General features: G+C 72.6%; 15 protein-coding genes. 6 read left to right on the top strand and 9 right to left on the bottom strand.

Annotation, left to right across the window (positions count from 1 at the left end; translation table 11 throughout):
- Positions 1–647: 647 nt before the first annotated feature.
- The 3 genes from ACZ4WV_RS07985 to ACZ4WV_RS07975 all read left to right on the top strand — a co-directional run bounded on the left by ACZ4WV_RS07985 (position 648) and on the right by ACZ4WV_RS07975 (position 2,859).
- Positions 648–1,517 (top strand): helix-turn-helix domain-containing protein, encoded by an 870-nt coding sequence (locus ACZ4WV_RS07985; protein ID WP_465743965.1) that lies wholly within the window; start codon positions 648–650, stop codon positions 1,515–1,517.
- Positions 1,518–1,560: 43 nt separating this feature from the next.
- The gene (locus ACZ4WV_RS07980) at positions 1,561–2,283 is read left to right on the top strand and encodes an alpha/beta fold hydrolase (protein ID WP_465743963.1); all 723 of its coding nucleotides are present in this window, start codon (positions 1,561–1,563) and stop codon (positions 2,281–2,283) included.
- Positions 2,284–2,367: 84 nt separating this feature from the next.
- Positions 2,368–2,859 (top strand): SsgA family sporulation/cell division regulator, encoded by a 492-nt coding sequence (locus ACZ4WV_RS07975; RefSeq protein ID WP_465743961.1) that lies wholly within the window; start codon positions 2,368–2,370, stop codon positions 2,857–2,859.
- Between the two features lie 147 nt (positions 2,860–3,006).
- On the opposite strand, the gene ACZ4WV_RS07970 is transcribed toward ACZ4WV_RS07975, so the two are convergent.
- Entirely contained in the window at positions 3,007–3,840 is an 834-nt protein-coding gene (locus tag ACZ4WV_RS07970; RefSeq protein WP_465743960.1) for a ribosome-inactivating family protein, read from the bottom strand.
- Between the two features lie 606 nt (positions 3,841–4,446).
- Between ACZ4WV_RS07970 and ACZ4WV_RS07965 the strand changes: the two genes are divergently transcribed.
- A complete protein-coding gene (locus tag ACZ4WV_RS07965) occupies positions 4,447–5,283 on the top strand; it encodes an alpha/beta fold hydrolase (RefSeq protein ID WP_465743958.1) in 837 nt (278 codons plus the stop codon).
- Between the two features lie 247 nt (positions 5,284–5,530).
- Here the strand turns inward: ACZ4WV_RS07965 and ACZ4WV_RS07960 are convergent, their stop codons facing one another.
- The gene (locus ACZ4WV_RS07960) at positions 5,531–6,352 is read right to left on the bottom strand and encodes an alpha/beta fold hydrolase (RefSeq protein ID WP_465743956.1); all 822 of its coding nucleotides are present in this window, start codon (positions 6,350–6,352) and stop codon (positions 5,531–5,533) included.
- A 534-nt stretch (positions 6,353–6,886) separates the two neighbouring features.
- Between ACZ4WV_RS07960 and ACZ4WV_RS07955 the strand changes: the two genes are divergently transcribed.
- On the top strand, positions 6,887–7,861 hold the full coding sequence (locus ACZ4WV_RS07955) for an SMP-30/gluconolactonase/LRE family protein (protein ID WP_465743954.1): 975 nt from the start codon (positions 6,887–6,889) through the stop codon (positions 7,859–7,861).
- A gap of 307 nt (positions 7,862–8,168) precedes the next feature.
- Here the strand turns inward: ACZ4WV_RS07955 and ACZ4WV_RS07950 are convergent, their stop codons facing one another.
- The 7 genes from ACZ4WV_RS07950 to ACZ4WV_RS07920 form a co-directional block, all read right to left on the bottom strand.
- Positions 8,169–8,474, bottom strand: a complete 306-nt coding sequence (locus ACZ4WV_RS07950) for a GNAT family N-acetyltransferase (RefSeq protein ID WP_465743952.1) — start codon at positions 8,472–8,474, stop codon at positions 8,169–8,171.
- 48 nt (positions 8,475–8,522) lie between these two features.
- Positions 8,523–9,401 carry an alpha/beta fold hydrolase gene (locus ACZ4WV_RS07945; RefSeq protein WP_465743950.1) on the bottom strand — a complete coding sequence of 293 codons (879 nt, stop codon included), beginning with the start codon at positions 9,399–9,401 and terminating at the stop codon, positions 8,523–8,525.
- A gap of 149 nt (positions 9,402–9,550) precedes the next feature.
- Positions 9,551–11,170 (bottom strand): ATP-binding cassette domain-containing protein, encoded by a 1,620-nt coding sequence (locus tag ACZ4WV_RS07940; RefSeq protein WP_465743948.1) that lies wholly within the window; start codon positions 11,168–11,170, stop codon positions 9,551–9,553.
- Entirely contained in the window at positions 11,167–12,933 is a 1,767-nt protein-coding gene (locus tag ACZ4WV_RS07935) for an ATP-binding cassette domain-containing protein (RefSeq protein ID WP_465743946.1), read from the bottom strand. The genes ACZ4WV_RS07940 and ACZ4WV_RS07935 overlap by 4 nt, the downstream gene beginning before the upstream one ends.
- Positions 12,930–14,237, bottom strand: coding sequence for a cytochrome d ubiquinol oxidase subunit II (locus ACZ4WV_RS07930; RefSeq protein WP_465743944.1), 1,308 nt, complete (start codon positions 14,235–14,237; stop codon positions 12,930–12,932). The genes ACZ4WV_RS07935 and ACZ4WV_RS07930 overlap by 4 nt, the downstream gene beginning before the upstream one ends.
- Positions 14,230–15,624, bottom strand: a complete 1,395-nt coding sequence (locus ACZ4WV_RS07925) for a cytochrome ubiquinol oxidase subunit I (RefSeq protein WP_465743942.1) — start codon at positions 15,622–15,624, stop codon at positions 14,230–14,232. The genes ACZ4WV_RS07930 and ACZ4WV_RS07925 overlap by 8 nt, the downstream gene beginning before the upstream one ends.
- Before the next feature lie 49 nt (positions 15,625–15,673).
- A complete protein-coding gene (locus ACZ4WV_RS07920; protein ID WP_465743941.1) occupies positions 15,674–16,258 on the bottom strand; it encodes a Dps family protein in 585 nt (194 codons plus the stop codon).
- A 330-nt stretch (positions 16,259–16,588) separates the two neighbouring features.
- Between ACZ4WV_RS07920 and ACZ4WV_RS07915 the strand changes: the two genes are divergently transcribed.
- On the top strand, positions 16,589–18,463 hold the full coding sequence (locus ACZ4WV_RS07915; protein WP_465744062.1) for an amidohydrolase: 1,875 nt from the start codon (positions 16,589–16,591) through the stop codon (positions 18,461–18,463).
- The last annotated feature ends 73 nt before the right edge of the window (positions 18,464–18,536 follow it).

The following is an 18,536-nucleotide window of genomic DNA, read 5'->3' as shown; positions in this document are numbered from 1 at the left end:
GGGGAGAGACGCCCCTGGGCGTGCTCCACGGTCGGGGGCGGGACACCGGAGGTGTTCCGCCGGCAGCGGAACGCGACCGGGCCGGCCGCCGGGTGGGTACGGTGGACTTCCGTGGCCGGGACGGACGGGCCCAGGTGCGGCGATCGCGTCGACCGGACGTCCCGCGAGGCGTCCGCTCCGGCCAGCCCCCTGGACCGGATGCCTTCGACGCGCTCGCCCAGTCGGAGATCCCCGTGCCGGTTGAACGTCAGGGCGCCTGGAAGCAAGGTGAGCTGCGGAGCTGACGTTCGTCACCGAGACGACCGGGGCCATGCCCGCCCAGGTCGCGGTACCGCCGCAGTTTGACCACTGCGCGCAGGACCGCCGCGACCTCCTACCGCGGATCGAGGCTCCCTCACCGGTGTTCGGCTGCGACGGAAAGCCATGTCGCGCCCCGGCCCCAGCGGTTCCTCGCCGAGCAGATCCCTGCCGAGGTCGCAGGCCCGCAGTTCCCCTTCCTCCTCCTTGAGAACCTCGCCGCTTCCAACGCTGCCGTGTTCCGCTGCTGAGTCCGCTGAACTCGCAGCCGCACACCTCCATGCCGCCATGCCCCCATGCCCCGCGTTTCCCGGATTGGAATTCCCGTGATCCAGTCGGACACCACAGTCATGTCCGAAACAGCCCCGGCCGCCGCCCGCTCCGACTCCCGGACCGGCGGCGGCCCGGAGCGCATCGACCTTCTCCCGCCGCCCCCAGGGGCCGGGCCCGACGAGTACCTGCACGTAGGCGTGTACCGGCGGGGAGACGCGATCGTCCGGCGCCAGGGCGTCGACATCCCGCTGGAGCCGGGCGACCTGCTCATCAGCAGCGCTCCTCAGCCCCCGAATCTCCTGCACGCCGGGTCCAGTGTCTTCCTCTGGTTCCGCGTGCCCCGCTTCTACCTCGCCCTCACCTCCGGCGAGCACGGCCACGTCCACGGGCTCCTCGCCCGAGGCAGTGCCGGGATCGGCTCGCTGGCCTCCCGGTTCCTGCTGGAGCTCGCCACCGGGGACGGCGACGCCGACCGGCCGCGAGACGCGCTCATGACCTCGCGTCACCAGCTGGCCCGCAACGCGGCGGACCTGCTGTCTCTTCTCGTCACGGATCTCCTGGAAGAGGAGAACGCACCCTTGACCGCCGTCAGCGCCGAGCTGCTGTCCCGGATCCGCCGCCACATCGATGCGAACCTGATGGACCCCGACATGTCACCTGAGAGCATCGCCCGTGCCCACCACATCTCCGTGCGGTACCTGCACAAGCTATTCCAGAAACAGGGCATGACGGTCGGCCACTGGGTGCGCCGGCGGCGGCTGGAGGAGTGCCGCCGGGAGCTCGCCCGTACCCCGAACCGCACCAGCACCGTCGCCGCAGTCGCCCACCGCTGGGGCTTCGTCAGCGCCGCCCACTTCAGCCGGGTGTTCCGGGCCGCCTTCGGCGTCTCGCCGAGCCAGTGGCAGGCCCATGCCTCGGGCCCGAGCACCCGGGACCACACGCCGTGACCGCGGACCGGTCGGACGCCGCCCCACCTGGAAAGGCCCCCTGATGCCCACTGCCCCGAGCGTCGTCCTCGTCCACGGCGGATTCGCCGACACCAGCAGCTGGATAGGCGTCGTCGCCGAACTCCAGCGCCATCGGATCCCGGTCCTCGCCGCCGCGACGCCGCTGCGGGGCCTGGCCCAGGACGCGGCCTACCTCACGGCTCTGCTGGACCGGATCGACGGACCGGTGGTCCTGGTCGGCCACGCCTACGGAGGGGCCGTGATCACCGCGGCCGGGGTGGCGCCCAAGGTCGTCGGCCTGGTCTACGTATCCTCCTACCTCCCCGACGCGGGGGAGAGTCACGCGGACCTCCAGAGCCGCTTCACACCCGCCCCGATCCTCGCCTGCCTCCAACGCTCGACCTGCGACCCCGTCGCCGGAGGCCCGGGTACGGAGCTCACCGTCCGCGCCGACGCCTACCCGGAGGTCTTCGCCGCCGACCTCGCACCGGACCTCGCCGAGGTCCTCGCCGCGATCCAGCGTCCGATCGCCGAGAGCACCCTCACCGACTCCGCCCCGGCGGCAGCCTGGCGCACCAAGCCCGCCTGGGCCCTGGTCACCGGCTCCGACCGGGCACTGCCCCCCGAGATCCAGCGATTCACCGCCCACCGCGCCGGAGCGACCGTGCAGGAGGCCGCGACGGCCTCCCACGCGGTGACCCTCTCCCAGCCGGGCCTCGTGGCCGACCTGATCATCCAGGCCGTCCAGGCCCTGAGCCCCGCGTGACCGTACGGCCGTCCGCCGTCCGCCGTCCGCCGTCCGCCGGCCGCCGGCCCCGGACACCGCCACACCGACCAACGAAGGAATCCGATGTCATCGCGTCCCACAGCCACCAGCCCGTCCAGCTCGTTCAGCTGGTTCGGCTCGCCCGACCGGCGGGCGCAGTCGCGGCCCGACGCCACCGAGCTCGAACTCGGGGGCCGGCTCGTCGTCAGCGCCGACTTCTCGATCCCCCTCAGGGTCCGCTGGCGCTACAGCAGGGCGGATCCCCTCGCCGTCTCGCTGGACGTGGTCACGGGGGTGGGGCCCGATGTGCGGTGGGCCTTCGCACGCGACCTCCTGTGGGACGGCCTGCGCGCCCCCGCCGGCCTCGGTGATGTGCGGATCTGGCCGCCCTGCCCCTGCCACGGCCGGCCTGATCTGCGGATCCTGCTGCGGGGAAAGAACGGCTCCGCGCTCGTGGACGTCCCCGCCAAGCCGGTCCGCACCTGGCTCGGTAAGGAGTGTTTCGCACTGGTACCGCTCGAGACCGAGGCGGAACACATCGACTGGCAAACGGAGATGGGGCACGTGATGAGCTGAGCCGTCCGCGGCCCCGCTGCGCACGGCCCCGGTTGCGGAGCGGGGCCGCGACGCACCAGTACCGTACGGACGGGCGCAGCCGCCAACGGGAGTGCGGCGAACGCCCCCGTACGCGGGGGGCGTTCGCCGGACAGGACCCGAGGGCCGTCAGAACCTCGCCTGGGAGCCGTTGAGTTCGACGAATTGGAGGACGGCCAGCAGCTCGCTGATGGTGCGCACGACGTGGTCCAGGACGGTGATCTGCCGGCTGTCGTGCCGGACGCCCACTGCGTTCGCGAACTCCGAGATCTGGCCCCACTGGTTCTCCAGGTCGGCGTACTGACCGCCCAGGGGAGTGTGGGTCCAGTCGCGGATGTTGCTGCGGATGTTGTCGAAGATCGGGGCGAACCGTGAGGCCTCGGAGAAGACCTGGATCGCGACCAGCAGGGCGCGGCCGACGCCGTCGTTGTACTCGTGCGCCTGACGCAGCGTCTGCATGGCGTTGTAGATCGTCTCGGGTTCGAGGACCAGGTTCTGCCGGTTGTTGCCGCCGGGCAGGGCGGTGTAGTTCCCGGTGTTCGGCATGATGCGGGCGTGCTGGATGCCGAGTGCGTACTGGAACTCCTGCGTGCGGCCGTCGGAGAACACGAAGTGCTCGTTGGCGGTCGGGGAGTAGAAGCCGGCCACGTAGAGGTTGTCCGACCACAGGTAGACGGACGTGAGCTGGTGATCGCCGTCCATCACCCGGACCTCGACCAGGCGCCGCTCGCTGGTGGTCTGCCGCAGCCGCGGGATGTTGGTCTCATGTCCGTAGGTGTTGCGGTGGATGAAATCGATGATGTTCCAGTAGTTCTGGGCGTGCTGCGCACCCCGGCTGGTGATGTTCGAGACGTTCCAGTCGACCCGCCGGTCGTCGGCGGCGTGGGCCGTGCCGCTCAGCGCGGTGGCCAGGCCCGCGGCAAGGGCCAGCGAGAGCAGCGCGGACCAGATCTTCTTCAGCATGTTTCCAGTTCCTGGACGATCGCCAGTTCTTCTCTGGCGGTTGTGTTCCGGACAGTAGGACGCGGTGCGGCGTCCGGCTTCTCCCGCAGCGCACGGCCGATGACCGCTGCGTGCACGGGACGAGGGAAGCACCGGAAGAGCGTGCACGGAGCGGGGCCGTGGCGGGCTCCGGGTGAGGGGACGGGCGCCGGACGGCTGTCATCCGAGGAGTGTTGAGACTTTTGCGTTCACCGTCATCGCGTTGTATGAATTGGCCCGGAGACGGATGATCACGGACGAACGGATGCCGTCCGGCAGCTCCTCCCCCCCCCGAGGTGACGCCCCACCGCGCGGCGCACCCGGAACTGCCGGAACTGCCGGAACTCCCGGAACTGCTGGAACTCCTGGGAACCGGCGTGCTGCCCGACCTCCCCCACACCATGGTGACCATCGTGTCCGCGACCACCTCGAGCGGGGTGCCGGGCCAGGTCGAGATCGCGCTCCGGCCCGTGCGAGTGCACCGGAGCCGCTCCTGCGCGCCGGCACGGGCCGGGGCGCCGCGGTCGCCGTCGACGGGGGGCGGCGCTCCTTCTCCAGACCGACGACCGCGAGGGAAAGAGGAAGACCGTGGAGAGCTTCACCACCGGGGACGGGGTCCGTCTCGCCTACCGCGACAGCGGTGGCGAAGGGACGCCCCTGGTCATGCTGCACGGCTGGGGGCAGACCCAGGAGATGTTCCGCCATCAGTTCGAGGCGCTGTCCGTCGGGCGGCGCGTCGTGACGGTGGACCTGCGCGGCCACGGCCGCTCGGCCAAGCCGCACCACGGGTACCGCATCGCCCGGCTCTCCCGCGACGTCCTCGACCTGGTCGAGCACCTCGGGCTCACCGCCTTCGACGCTCTCGGGTGGTCCATGGGCGCCTCGGTGTGGTGGAGCTTCATCGACCAGTACGGCACCGGCCGGATCCGCCGGCTGGTCATCGTGGACCAGCCGGCGGCGGTGGCCGCGGTGCCCTGGATGACCCAGGCCGAACAGCAGGAGTCCGGCGCGATCTTCGACGTCGCGGGGCTGCTGGACCTCGGTGCCGCCCTCGCCGGGCCCGACGGACGGCAGGCGCGGCGGGACTTCGTGCGCTCGATGTTCACCGGTGCCTCTGATCCCGACCTGCTCGCCTTCGTCGCCGACGAGATCGAGTCCACACCGGCGTACGCGGGCGTTCCGCTGCTCTTCGACCACTGCGCGCAGGACTGGCGCGACGTGCTCCCCCGCATCGACGTACCCGCACTGGTCATCGGCTGCGAGGGCAGTCACGTCGACCCGGCCTCGCAGGGGTTCATCGCCGAGCGGATTCCCGGTGCCGAACTGCACGTCTTCCCACGGGGCACGGCCAGTTCACACTTCCCGTTCCTGGAGAACCCCGGCGAGTTCAACAGCGTCCTGGAGAAGTTCCTGACCCGCACCTGACCCTTCATCCGGGGATGCGGCGGTCCGGGCCCCGAGTCCCGGGCCCTGATCGCGAGCGAGCCCCGGCAGATGGTGTCGAAGGACCCACCTGCCGGGGCTCGCGCTCTCCGGGGTTCGCAGGCCGGATGTCCCCGGGCCGGCGACGCTCACGAAGTCACGTGGTCAGCCGGGTCCTGCTGGCCGGTCTTCTCCCCGTGCGGCCCGGACCACGCGGGTGCGCGGGTGCGGGCCACACCCGGCCACAGCCTCAGGCGCCGAGGAACTCGATCAGGTCCTTGGTGAACGCGGCCTCGTACGCGCCGACCAGGCCGTGCGGGGCGCCGGGGTAGACCTTGAGGATGCCCTGGGAGAGAAGCTCGGCGCTCTTCTCCGCGGACGCGGCGATCGGGACGATCTGGTCGTCGTCGCCGTGGGCGACCAGGACCGGGATGTCGATCTTCTTGAGGTCCTCGGTGAAGTCGGTCTCGGAGAACGCCTCGATGCAGTCGAGGGCGCCCTTGAGGCCGGCTTGCATGCCCTGGAGCCAGAACTCGCGGCGCTTGCCGTCGGAGACCTCGGCGCCGGGCCGGTTGAAGCCGAAGAAGGACTCGCTGAGGTCGTAGTAGAACTGCGACCGGTCGGCCGCGACGCCGGCCCGGATGCCGTCGAAGGCCTCGATCGGGGTGCCCTCGGGGTTGGTCTCGGTCCGGAGCATCAGCGGCGGCACGGCGCCGAGCAGGACGGCCTTGCGCACCCGGTCGCTGCCGTGGCGGCCGAGGTAGCGGGCGACCTCGCCGCCGCCGGTCGAGTGGCCGACCAGGACGGCGTTGGTGAGGTCGAGCTGCTCCAGCAGCTCGGCCAGGTCGTCCGCGTACTGGTCCATGTGGTTGCCGTCCCAGGTCTGCTCGGACCGGCCGTGCCCGCGCCGGTCGTGGGCGATGACCCGGTAGCCGGCGTCGGCGACGGCGACGGCGAGGCTGTCCCACGCGTCGGCGTTCAGTGGCCAGCCGTGCGAGAGGACGACCGGACGGCCGGTGCCCCAGTCCTTGTAGAACTTCTGCGAACCGTCGGTCAGGGTGATGAACGGCATGATGTGCCTTTCCAGTTGCTGGGATCGACCGGCCCGTCGGGCAGGCCGGTGGTGGGTGGAGCGCGGGTGGCGCTCCGGGCAGGGCCGGGGACTCGGGCGGTGTGCGCGGGGTGCCCCGGTCACTGCCGGGGGCCGTCGAGGATCTCGGGGCCGAACCGGACGAGCACGTGGTCGCCGGTCGTCGATCGGGCGGAGGAGCGTCAGCGCATCGGGATTCGCTCAGGAGTCCTGCCGAAGCCCGGGTTGCGCGGCCGCAGCTTCCCCCGACCGCCGAGACCGAAGCTATCCGCATATCCAGTAGGCGACTTGACTCGCGACGAAGGGTCGTTGCCTCAGGGTGTACACCGGCCGCTCGGCGCGGTGGATGCCGCGGCGGCATCGTGGCACCGTGCCCGGGCGCCCGCGGACCAGCGGCAGGGCACGGACGAACAACACGCCGCCGCCGTGGACCGTAGCGTCCCCTCCGGGTCGGCGGTACTTCGCCCGCAGGGAACCGCCGGCGGCTTCCGTCCACGAAAGAAAGAGCGAACCCCCATGCCAAACTTCCTGACAGGTACGCGCACCGGCCTCGCGGTCTCGGTCGTCGCGGCAGCCCTCGCCGTCACCGTGGCCGGCCCCGCGATCACCGCGACGGCCGCCCCGGGACCGGACGTTCGGTTCGTCGCACACCTGGACATCGCCGACGGGCAGCGACCGGAGAACATCACCCTGGAGCCCGGCGGCAGCGCCGTCGTCACCTTCGCCTTCAGCCGCCAGATCGCCCGCATCGGGCAGGACGGCACGGTGCGCGTTCTCGCGACCATGCCCGAGCCCCCGGCCGGCTCCACTACCCCGGCACTGTCGTCACCGTTCCTGGGCGGAGTCGTCCGCGCCCACGACGGGACCCTGTACTTCCTCTACGCCACCGGCAGCAGCGACCTGACCGGCCTCTGGCGCCTGCGGCCCGGCGGCACGCCGCAGCGCATCGCCGCCCTCCCCGCCGACGGCCTGCCCAACGGGCTGACGCTCGACCCGGACGAACACCACCTCTACGTGGCCGACTCGGTCCTCGGCACGGTCTGGCGCGTGCCGAGCGGCGGAGGCACGCCCACCCGCTGGGCCACCGCGCCGGAACTGGCCGCCGTCAAGTTCCTCGGGGCCAACGGCATCAAGGTCCACGGCGGCGCGGTCTGGGTCTCCAACCTGGACCAGGGGACCGTGCTGCGCATCCCGGTCACCCGGCGAGGCACCGCTGGCGCCGTCCAGACCAGGGCCACCGGCCTGGTCGACATCGACGACTTCGCGTTCACCGGCCGCGGCGACACACTGCTGGCCGCGATCAACGCGGACAACGAGGTCGCCCTGGTCAGGCCGGACGGCAGCCACACCATCGTGCTGACCGGCGCCGACGGGCTGGAGAACCCGACGTCGCTCGCCGTACGGGGCACCACCGCCTACATCGCCAGTGGCGCCTACTTCACCAACCACGACCCCAACCTCCTGGCCGTCCGGATCCCCGACGGCAGGTAGGGCCGCCGGTACCGGCCGGTGCCGCTCCTCCGGGAACGGCACCGGACCTCCCGCTGCCGGGCGGCATCGGCGGTCGAGGGGAGACGGGTGGTCGGGGGGAGACGGGTGGTCGCGGAAGTGACCGCGAGCAGGGGGTGGCCGTAGCCGTCGAGGAGGAAGCTCGTCCTCCGCACCCGGAGTTCCGGCCGCGGTCGTCACGATAGTCACGACCGCGGAGCGCACATGGCCTGTCAGCGCACCCCGTGTGGTCCGCCAGTGCGTGGGGACCGCCGGCCGCGATGTCGGCGGCCGGCGGTCGGAGCGGCGGTCAGAAGCCGAAGCGGGTGCGCTGTGCCTCGGGGACCAGGTCGACGTACTCCGGGTGCTTGCCGATCCAGGCGCGGATGAACGGGCAGTAGGGGAGGACCGCGAGCCCCTGCTCCCGGACGGTGTCCAGGGCGGCGCGGGCCAGGGTGCCGGCGAGGCCGCGCCCGGCGAACTCCGGGTCGATCTCGGTGTGGATGAAGGCGATCTCGTTCTCGTACCGGTGGTACTCGGCGAAGCCGGCGAGCGCACCGTCGTCGGTGATCTCGAATCGCGACCGGTCGGGGTTGTTCGCGACGGTGGTCGTCATCGTTCCTCCTGATGGGGCTGCGGGCGGTGGCCCGGCCCGAGATTTAATTTAGCATTCAACTAGATGGTGATCAAGTGCCTCGCGCTCGGGCCGTCGGACGGCGATGAAGGCGAGCAGTTCCTTGTTGACCTCGTCGGCGTGCGTCCAGATGAGGCTGTGCGGGGCGCCCTTCAGCACCACCAGGCGGGCGCCCCCGATGCTCCGGGAGAGAGGGAGCGCGGTCGAGCGCAGCGGCAGCGTGCGGTCGGCGTCGCCGTGGACGACCAGGACGGGGACGTCGATCCGGGCTAGGTCCGCGCGGAGGTCGGTGAGTTGGGCCGGGGGGCGGTCCAGGGGCGCCCCGGCGGAAGCCGAGACGCCGATGTTCCAGCTGTACTGGACCACCTGGTCGCTGACCCGCTCGCCGCCGAGCACGTCCACGTCGTAGAAGTCGGCGAGGAAGCCCGCGACGAAGGCGGGGCGGTCTGCGCGGATGGCGCCCTGGACCTCCCCGAGGACGATGCCGTCCACGCCGTCGGGGTCGGCGTCGGTCCGGATCGGGAACGGTGGCACCGCACCCAGCAGCACGGCCCCGGAGATCCGTTCCGACCCGTAGCCGCCGAGGTAGCGGACGACCTCCCCGGTGCCCATGGAGAAGCCGACCAGGATCACGTTCCGCAGGTCGAGGCGGCTGAGCACGGCGTGCAGGTCGGCCGTGAAGGTGTCGTAGTCGTAGCCGGACGCCGGCTTGTCGGAGGCGCCGAAGCCGCGGCGGTCATAGGTGATCACCCGGTGGCCGGCGGCGAGCAGCGCGGCTTCCTGCTTCTCCCAGGAGGCCCCGTTGAGCGGCCAGCCGTGGACGAGCACCACGGGCCGGCCGGAGCCGTGGTCCTCGTAGTACAGGTCGATGGTGCCGGCATTCTCTTCGCCGACCGTGATGAAGGGCATGCTGACCGTCCTCGTGGTGCAGGCCGAACAGCGGTGGCTGAAAGGCTGGTTGGTCTTGATGTCGGTCAATCCGGTGTACCGCCCGGTCCTCAAGCGCTTGGTCCTCAAGTGCTTGGTCCTCAACTGCTTGGTCCTCAACCGCCCAGTTCTCAACTGCCCAGCGCGAGCACGGTGTCCACGGGGAACGGCAGCAGGTCGTGATGCTGGTCCGGCAGGGCTATGACGAGCGCACAGCGCGGCAGCGCCGCGCGGATCCCGCTCAGCAGCCGCACTGCCGTGGGCCGGTCGAGCCCGGCGACGGGCTCGTCGAGGAGGAGCACCGCAGGGTTGCGCAGCACGGCACGGGCGATGCCGAGTCGGCGCCGCTGCCCTTGCGACAGCGCGCTGCCCAACGGCCCGGTGGGTGTGTCGAGTTCGAGGTCCGCCAAGGCCGCGACGGCGAGCGCCGTACGAAGTGTGGCGTCATCGGCGGTGGGGGCGGCCTGGCGGAGGTTGTCGGCGACGGTGCTGTCCGCCAGCCAGTCCTCGGCTTCGACGAGGGTGAGGGTGGTGGCGACCGCCGCCGCGGGGAGCGCGTGCACGGGGGAGTCGCCGAGGAGTACGACACCGGGGGAGGGGCTGTCGATCCGTCCGGCGAGCATGTTGAGCAGGGTGCTCTTGCCGCTCCCGTTGGGCCCGGTGACCAGGGTGGCGCTGCCCGGTGGGAGGGTGGTCGACCACCGGGCCGCTCCGGGGCCCAGCGGGAGCTCGCGTACGGTCAGCGGCGCGTCCCGGTGGGAGGCGGCGGCCGCTCCGGAGGGCAGTGCGCGGGCGCCCGCGAGCAGGTCGGTCAGCCGCAGCGCGGAGTGCGCGGCCGAGCCGTGGTCGCGCAGGATCTGCGGCAGGGCCTCGACGAGTTCGTAGCCGGCGGCGACCAGCAGCGTCTCGCCGATGGCCGCGGCGACCGGCTGGACCGTCGAGCGGCCGGCGAGCGCGAGCAGCAGGACGGCGACCTGGCCGACCGCGGCGAGCAGCCGGAGCAGCAGTCGGCCGCCGCGCAGGGTGGCGAGTGACGCGGCGTCGGCTCGGTGGGCGAGCTCCACCCGCTGGGCGACCTGGTCGCGGGCCAGGTCCACGACGTCCAGGCAGTGCAGTTCGGCGAGCGCCGCTCGCGCGCTGAGCAGGGCGGATCGGGCGGCGGCCCGTTCGCTGACGGCCTCGGCGCGGTGGGCGAGGGCCCGGCGGTTGGTGCGCACGGCTACGGTGAGGGCCAGTCCGAGCAGCAGCGCCTCCGTAGCCCCGGCCGTCGGATCGGCCACGCAGATCAGTGCCACCACGGCCAGGGCCGTCACGCCGAGACCGGTCAGCGGAGCGAGGGAGCGGGCCGGCAGGGCGCCCACGGCGGCCACGTCGTCGGTGAGCCGGGCCAGCAGCGCCCCGTCCCGCCGGTCCCGCAGCTGCCGGGGCGGGAGCGCGGCGGTGGCGCGCACCATCCGGGTCCGGAGCGCGACGGTGGCGCCGAGCAGGGCGCGGTGGCTGGTGAGCCGTTCGGTGTAGCGCAGCCCGGTCCGGCCGAGGGCCAGCGCCCGGACGGTGCCCGAGGGGTACATCCAGGACCAGGTGGTGTTCGCCTGGAGCGTGACCAGGGCGCAGGAGGTGAGGAACCAACCGGACAGACCGAGCAGCCCGGCGGCGGCCACTTCGGCACCGGCGGCCAGCAGCGCCCCGAGCAGGAGGTCGCGGCGGCCGCGGCGGTCGGCCGAGCTCCACAGCAGGGTGACAGGGTTCATGCGGTCGCTCCGTGGACGCGGCCCCGGTCGACGCGGATGACCTCGTCGGCGATCCGTAGCAGTTCCGGGCTGTGGGTGGCGAGCAGAACGGTCCGGTCACGCGCCAGCGTGCGTACGGCGGCCATGACGCGCCGTTCGGCCTCCGGATCGAGGTGGGCCGTCGGTTCGTCCAGACAGAGCACGGGCGCGGCCCGCAGCAGGGCGCGGACGAAGACCAACTGCTGGATCTGGCCCGAGGAGAGCCCGCTACCGCGCTCGCCGACGACCGTGTCGAGACCGTGGGGCAGTGCCGCCAGCAGCCCGGCGAGGTCGAGCGCAGTGAAGGCCGCCGCGAGGGCGGCGTCGTCCGCGTCCGGACGGGCCAGCAGCAGGTTGTCCCGCACCGTGCCCGGCAGCAGGTAACAGGGCTGGCCGATCCAGGACACGGCGCGGGGGTCGGCGGACCGCGTCGTCCCGTCGGCCTGATGGGTACTCGATCCGGAGTCGGCTGCCAGCAGCCCGGCCGCGACGGCGAGCAGCGTCGACTTTCCCGCGCCGCTGGCACCGGTGACGGCCACCAGCCGGCCCGGGTGCGCGGTCAGCGTGACGTCGTCGAGCGCGGGCCGGTCGCGATCGGCGAAGGTGACGCCGACTCCGCGCAGCCGCACGCCGGTCGGCGCGTCGGCGGGTCCGGGCGGCCGGCTGCCCGGACCGGGCCGCTCGGCTTCGGACGCTTCCAGCAGGCCGTTGACGAGGTCGGCGGCGGCGGACGCCTCGGCCCGCGCGTGGTAGCCGCGCGCCAGTTCCCGTACCGGCGCGAAGTAGGCCGGAGTGAGGGTCAGCACGAAGAGCGCCGTGCCCAGCCCCATGGCCGAGGGCACGCCGGGCACGTGCAGATAGTCGGGCAGCATCAGGCCGCAGTAGGTGGCGACCACGGCGAGGGTTCCGGTGACCAGCAGTTCCACCCAGGCGGTGGAGAGGAACGCCACCCGCAGTACCGCCTGGGTGCGCGCGGCCAGTTCGCGGTCGTCCGCCGCCACGGTGCGGGCGGCCTGCTCGTCGGCGCCCAGGCCGACCAGCGTCGGCAGCCCGCGCAACTGGTCCAGCAGCCGGGCGCTGAGCGCCCGGGCGGCGGTCAGCTGGGACTGGACGGCGGCGCGCGTGCCCATGCCGATGACCTTGAGATTGGCCGGCAGCAGTGGGGTCGCCACCACCAGCAGCATGGCGACCAGCCAGCTGCCGGAGGCGATCGCCGCCAGCACGATGCCGCCGGCGATCAGCATGGTCCGGCGCGCCGGGACGTAGCCGGTCAGCCAGTCGGTGAGACGGTCCACCTCCTCGTCGAGCGCCTGGACGAAGGCGGCGTCGGCGGTCCGCGGCTCCGTGGCGGCCCTCGGCCGCCGCCAGGCGGGCAGGGCGGCGGTCAGCAGTCGGGTGCGCAGCTCGTGCCGGACGGCGGCGGCCGCGTCGTCCGCGGCCCGGTCGCCCGCCGCGAGCAGCAGGGCCCGCAGGACGATTCCGGCCCCGACCAGGCAGGCGGCGGGCAGGACCGACACCGGGGTGACCGCCGCCTGCTGGCCCCGCAGGGCCAGTCGGGCCGCCCAGCCGAGCCCGGCCGCCCACCCGACGGTGCCGAGGACGGCGAGTCCGCGCAGGGTGCCGGCGCGGCGGAAGGCCGGTGCCTGGGCGTACGCCCAGGCACGCAGCCGCTCCAACGCCCGCTGCTGCTCCCGCCGCACCTCGTCGTCGGCCAGCCGCGCCAGCAACGCGGCGGTGTCGCTCATCGCCGCACCGCCGGATCGAGGTCGAACTCGCCCGCCGCGGCGGCCCGCCGGTCGCCGACCAGCCAGGCGGTCAGTGAGACGAGGCCGAACAGGACGAGGGCGACCGGGGCGATCCATTCGCCCTTGCCCCCGAACACGTCCTGCGCCACCGCGGCCGTGCCGACACCGAGCACGGTGAACCCGCCCCGCCGGGCGACCGTGCGCAGGATCCCCTCCGGCGCGCCATCGGTGCTCGGCGCTTCGGTGCTCGGCGCCGCGCGGTGGGTCGCCGAAGCCGTCTCCGGGGGCCGCCGGGGTTCGTCGGAAAGGGCGAGCGCGGCCGGTGACGGCGCCCGGTACTTCCCGCGAAACACCCACCAGGCGTAGATGTTGTAGGCCAGCACGACCGGCATGCAGCCCCCGACGCCGATCAGCAGGAACACCTGGGAACCGGTGGGGCTGGCGGCGTCGTGCACGGTCAGCGCGGGCGGCACCACGACCGGTACGGTCGCGGCCACCAGGGCCAGGAGTCCGGCCACCTGGGCGCCGAGCACCGCGATGAACGGGCGGGCGTCGGGTGCCCGCCCGAAGCCGTACCAGGCGACGGCGCCGCAGCCGGCGGCCGTGGCCACCGCGAGGCCGAACAGGGCGGCGCGCAGCGGCTGTTCGAAGTGGAACTGCTGGGGGTCGGCCACCGTCAGGCCGAAGCCCAGGACCAGGGCGGCGGCGATCGTCGCCGAGAGCAGCGGGCGCCCGAGCCGGGCGGCCCGGCGGCGGACGGCGCCCTCCGTCTTGGCGTGCAGCCAGGCGGCGCCGGCCAGCAGGTACAGCGCGGTCAGGCCGAGTGCGCACAGCACGCTGTAGGGGTTGAGCCAGCGCAGTGCACCGCCGTCGTAGACGCCGTGGTGCTGGGGCAGCCCGGTGAGGACGGTGCCGACCACGAGCCCCTGGCAGATCGTCACCACCAGGGAGGAGATGCCGAACAGTCGCCCCCAGCCGCGCCGGTAGTGCGGTGCGGCGCTCTGCAGCTCCAGCCCCAGCCCGCGCAGCACGAAGCCCAGCAGCATCACGGTCAGCGGGAGGTAGAGCCCGGGCAGCACGGTGGCGTAGACCCCGGGCAGCGCGGCCCACAGGGTGACCGCGGCGAGGATGAGCCAGCTCTCGTTGGCGTCCCAGGCCGTCGCGACCAGTTCGGTGTACTCCTTGCGCCGCCGGTCGTCGCGGTCGAAGAGGCCGAGGATCCCGATCCCGAGGTCGTAGCCGTCCAGGACGACGTACGCGCCGAGCGCGAAGAGGACCAGTGCGTAGGAAGCGTACTCAGCCATGGGCGGCCTCCGGTCGTGCCGGGCGGCCCGGCGCGGGCCGGGACGGGGGGACGGGGGACGGCGCGGACGCGTCGACGGCCTCCGGCCCGGCCTTCACGGTCCGCGCGATGTAGCGGACCCAGACCGCGACCAGCACGGCGTAGACCGCGACGAAGCCGGCCAGGCTGAGGGCCGCCTCGGTGGTGGACAGTTGGGAGACGGCGTCGGAGGTGCGGATCTTGCCGTAGACCACCCACGGCTGCCGTCCTGTTTCCGCGGTGATCCATCCGCCGGTGATCGCGATCAGGCCGGCGGGTGTCATCCACACCATCAGCTTGTGGAACCGCCGGGCGGTGAACAGCCGGCCGCGCAGGCGCAGCACCAGACCGGCGAAGGCCATCGCGAACATCGTGAGCGCGGTGAAGTACATCGCGCGGAACCCGTAGAAGGTGCTCCACATGTTCGGGCGCTGGTCCGGCGGGGTCTGGAGCAGACCGGGCACGTGGGCCTGACCGGTCAGGTCCTTGCCGATCACCGCGCCCAGGTGCGGGATCCCGATCTGCAGGCTGTTCCGGCCCTGGTCGGTGTCGGGGACGACGAGCAGGTTGTAGCCGTCGTTGTCGGTCTTCCAGTTGCCCTCGAAGGCCTCCAGCTTGGCGGGTTGGTGCTGCCCCATGAACGCCGCGGTCTCGTCGCCCGCGTACAGCTGGACGGGCATCAGCACGGCCAGCACCCCGAGCGCAATGGAGAGTGTGCGGCGGGCGAAGGCGAGCGAGCGCCGCCGCACCAGGTACCAGGCGGCGATGCCGCCGACGAACCAGGCGGCACTGATCAGCACCGCGAGCAGCATGTGCGGGAACCGGTAGGTGAACGCCGGGTTGAGCAGCACCTGTTGCCAGTCATGGGCCTGGAACTGGCCGGCCACCTCGGTGTAGCCGGCCGGGTCCTGCATCCAGCTGTTCGCGGAGAGGATCCACGTGGTGGACAGCAGCGTGCCGAGGGCGACCATCCAGGAGGCGAGGGCCATGGTGCGGGGGCGCACCCGTCCCTCGCCGTAGAGCATGATCCCGATGAAGCCTGCCTCCAGGAAGAAGGCCGTGATCACCTCCATCCCGATGGTGACGCCGAGGATCGGGCCCACCGCATGGGCGTAGCTGCCCCAGTTCAGGCCGAACTCGAAGGTCATCACCGTGCCGGCCACCACGCCGAGACCGAAACCGACCGCGAAGATCTTCCGCCAGAAGCGGAACATCTGCAGGTAGAGCGGGTTCCGGGTGCGCAGGTAGGCCGTGTACACGACGGCGAGCAGGATCGACAGCCCGACGGTGAGGGCGGGAAAGGTCATGTGGAAGACGGCGGTGAGGGCGAACTGCCAGCGGGACAGTTCCACCGTCGCGGACGACGCCATGGCGACTCCGGTCATCGCAGCGTGACGGGACGCGGGTGGGCCGGGCGGATCACAGTCGCACCAGCGGGGTGTCCACCAGGTGCTCCGCGAGGAACCACACCTGCGCCTCACCGGTGCGGACGACCTGCGACACCAGCAGGTCGTTCGTACCGTCGTCGCCGAGCGCCGCCACCCGGCCCGCGGCGTCTCGGGCGTCGACGAGGATCCCCTCGTGCGCCGACAGCAGCCGTGACAGCATCGCCGGCACCTCCTCGACGCCGTCCGGCGGGCGCGGGACGGAGGTGAGCTCCGCGACGTGCCGCGGGTCGCCGACGGCCACCCCGCCCAGGCCCTGTATCCGCTCGGCGAGCGCGTCCACCAGCGCCAGCTGCTCGTCCGCGTGCTTGTCCAGCAGCAGGTGGAGTTGGTAGAAGGTCGCGCCGCGCACGAGCCAGTGGTGCTTCTTGTAGAGGGAGTACAGGATCCGGGTGTCCGCGAGCACCTGGTTCAGCCGCTGGCAGGCGTACAGGCGGGTGTCGCGGGTCAGGCCGAGCGGCAGTTGGCTGACGGTGCCGAACTCCTGGATCTCCTTGCCCTTCTGGTGCAGCAGCGGCTGGCTGCTGCCGGTGGTGCGGGGGTGGTCGGACCGGCTCATCGGAGCTCCCGGGTGGGTCGTCTGTGGATGGGTGATCCCCACGCTAGGGGCGCCTCCGGAGCGGGCTTGTTCCGAAGTGCACCGGTTGTTGCCACCGAGCGCCCAGGTGCCCGGGCCGGTGGCGACGACGGCGCCGTCCCGGCAGTGCGCTGACGGACCGGGGGCAGTGCGCTGTGGGCCAACTCCGGTGCGGGCGACGGTCCTAACGTTCTGTCACGTGTTCGAAGCCGATCTCCGGTCAGCCGGCGGGTCCGGCTCGGACGCTCCCCGTCGCCGCCGGCCCTGTGCGGCGATCCGAACGTGTCACAGGAGGCTGGAGAGGTGCCTGCAATGCCTGTCGGCGGGCTGGTCCCGCGCGCTGTCGAGGACGCCGCCGACGTCGTCGTCCGCAACGCGAAGATCCACACCGGGGACGCCCGCCGCCCCCAGGCCGGCGCCCTCGCCATCCGCGACGGCCTGATCACGGCCGTCGGGGACGACGCGGACATCGCCCCGCTCATCGGACCGTCCACCACCGTGGTCGACGCCGTCGGCCGGCGGGTGGTGCCCGGCCTCAACGACGCCCACTTGCACGTGATCCGGGGCGGTCTCAACTACGTCCTGGAGCTGCGCTGGGACGGCGTGACCTCGCTGCGCCAGGCCCTGGCGATGCTGCGGGAGCAGGTCGCCCGCACCCCCAAGGGGCAGTGGGTGCGGGTCGTCGGCGGCTGGTCGGCGGAGCAGTTCGCCGAGCGGCGGCTCCCGACGCCCGCCGAACTGAACGAGGCCGCGCCGGACACCCCGGTGTTCGTCCTGCACCTCTACCAGTCCGCGATCCTCAACCGCGCGGCGCTGAAGGCCGCCGGGTACACCCGGGACACCCCCGACCCGAAGGGCGGCCGGATCGTCCGGGGCCGCGGCGGCGAGCCCAACGGCATGCTGCTGGCCGCGCCCAGCGCGCTGGTCCTCTACTCCACGCTCGCCAAGGCCCCGGGGCTGGACGCCGAGGACCGCCGGACGTCCACCCGGCACTTCCTGCGCGAGCTGAACCGCTTCGGGCTGACCTCCGCGATCGACGCCGCCGGCGGGTTCCAGAACTTCCCCGAGAACTACGCCACGGTGACCGAACTCGCCCGGGACGGCCTGCTGTCCCTGCGTATCGCCTACCACCTGTTCCCGCAGACCGCGGGCCAGGAGCTCGACGACCTCACCCGCTGGATCGAGACGGTCCGCCCCGGGGACGGCGACGAGTGGCTGCGGCTGAACGGCGCCGGCGAGAACCTCACCTGGGCCGCCGCCGACTTCGAGAACTTCGCCGAACCGAGGCCGGAACTCGGCTCCTATGAAGGCGAGTTCGAGAAGGCCGTCCGGCTGCTCATGGAGAACGGCTGGGGCTTCAGGCTCCACGCGACCTACGACGAGACGATCCGGCGCGACCTCGCGGTGTTCGAGAAGCTCGCCGCCGAAGGGCTCTTCCCCGCCGGGAACCGGTGGCTCTTCGACCACGCGGAGACCGTCTCGCCCGACAGCCTCGACCGGATCGCGGCCCTCGGCGGCTCGCTCTCCGTGCAGAACCGGCTCTCCTTCCAGGGCGAGGCGTTCACCCGCCGGTACGGCTTCGGCGCCGCCGCCGAGGCGCCGCCGATCCGCGCGATGCTGGACCGCGGACTGACCGTCGCGGCCGGCACCGACGCCACCCGGGTGTCCTCCTACAACCCGTGGGTCGCCCTGCACTGGCTGGTCTCCGGCCGTACGGTCGGCGGCCTGGCGATCCGGCCGCCGCACAACCGGGTGGACCGGGCGACCGCGCTCGCGATGTACACCACGGCGGGCGCGGCGCTCACCGGCGAGCAGGACGTCAAGGGCGTGCTGCGGCCCGGCTGTTACGGCGACCTCGCGGTCCTGTCCGACGACTACTTCACGGTGCCCGAGCACGAGATCCCGCACATCGAGTCCCTGCTCACCGTGGTCGGCGGCCGGATCGTCCACGCCGCGGCCGAGTACGAGTCCATGGACGAGGAACTCCCGGCGGTCAGCCCGCACTGGAGCCCGGTCGCCCACTTCGGCGGATACCAGCCGCGCCGGGACCGGGGCGGCGCGGGCGCCCGCCAGGCCGAGCTGCTCGGCGAGGTCGTCGCCGAGTCGGAGCTGCACCGCCGCTGGCGCGCCGAGCGCGGCCTGGCGGCGGAGCACGCCCAGCCGTTCGACCCCTGCTTCCTCCTCTGACCCGGCCCACCCGCTCCTTCCCCCCCCCAGATTTCCTCCGCGCACTACCGCGCGAAGGACCCACCGAAACCGA

This window comes from Kitasatospora sp. NPDC029312 (assembly GCF_055569215.1).
The sequence above is the reverse complement of the archived record's forward strand: the minus strand, read 5'-3'. Positions and strand labels throughout refer to the sequence as shown.

What these genes read in the sequence shown, in the direction of transcription:
- ACZ4WV_RS07935 (WP_465743946.1), bottom strand. Translation starts at nt 12,933, where the DNA reads ATGAGCGACACCGCCGCGTTGCTGGCGCGGCTGGCCGACGACGAGGTG.
- ACZ4WV_RS07975 (WP_465743961.1), top strand. Translation starts at nt 2,368, where the DNA reads ATGTCATCGCGTCCCACAGCCACCAGCCCGTCCAGCTCGTTCAGCTGG.
- ACZ4WV_RS07940 (WP_465743948.1), bottom strand. Translation starts at nt 11,170, where the DNA reads ATGAACCCTGTCACCCTGCTGTGGAGCTCGGCCGACCGCCGCGGCCGC.
- ACZ4WV_RS07945 (WP_465743950.1), bottom strand. Translation starts at nt 9,401, where the DNA reads ATGCCCTTCATCACGGTCGGCGAAGAGAATGCCGGCACCATCGACCTG.
- ACZ4WV_RS07920 (WP_465743941.1), bottom strand. Translation starts at nt 16,258, where the DNA reads ATGAGCCGGTCCGACCACCCCCGCACCACCGGCAGCAGCCAGCCGCTG.
- ACZ4WV_RS07925 (WP_465743942.1), bottom strand. Translation starts at nt 15,624, where the DNA reads ATGGCGTCGTCCGCGACGGTGGAACTGTCCCGCTGGCAGTTCGCCCTC.
- ACZ4WV_RS07960 (WP_465743956.1), bottom strand. Translation starts at nt 6,352, where the DNA reads ATGCCGTTCATCACCCTGACCGACGGTTCGCAGAAGTTCTACAAGGAC.
- ACZ4WV_RS07930 (WP_465743944.1), bottom strand. Translation starts at nt 14,237, where the DNA reads ATGGCTGAGTACGCTTCCTACGCACTGGTCCTCTTCGCGCTCGGCGCG.
- ACZ4WV_RS07970 (WP_465743960.1), bottom strand. Translation starts at nt 3,840, where the DNA reads ATGCTGAAGAAGATCTGGTCCGCGCTGCTCTCGCTGGCCCTTGCCGCG.
- ACZ4WV_RS07980 (WP_465743963.1), top strand. Translation starts at nt 1,561, where the DNA reads ATGCCCACTGCCCCGAGCGTCGTCCTCGTCCACGGCGGATTCGCCGAC.
- ACZ4WV_RS07915 (WP_465744062.1), top strand. Translation starts at nt 16,589, where the DNA reads ATGCCTGTCGGCGGGCTGGTCCCGCGCGCTGTCGAGGACGCCGCCGAC.
- ACZ4WV_RS07950 (WP_465743952.1), bottom strand. Translation starts at nt 8,474, where the DNA reads ATGACGACCACCGTCGCGAACAACCCCGACCGGTCGCGATTCGAGATC.
- ACZ4WV_RS07985 (WP_465743965.1), top strand. Translation starts at nt 648, where the DNA reads ATGTCCGAAACAGCCCCGGCCGCCGCCCGCTCCGACTCCCGGACCGGC.
- ACZ4WV_RS07955 (WP_465743954.1), top strand. Translation starts at nt 6,887, where the DNA reads ATGCCAAACTTCCTGACAGGTACGCGCACCGGCCTCGCGGTCTCGGTC.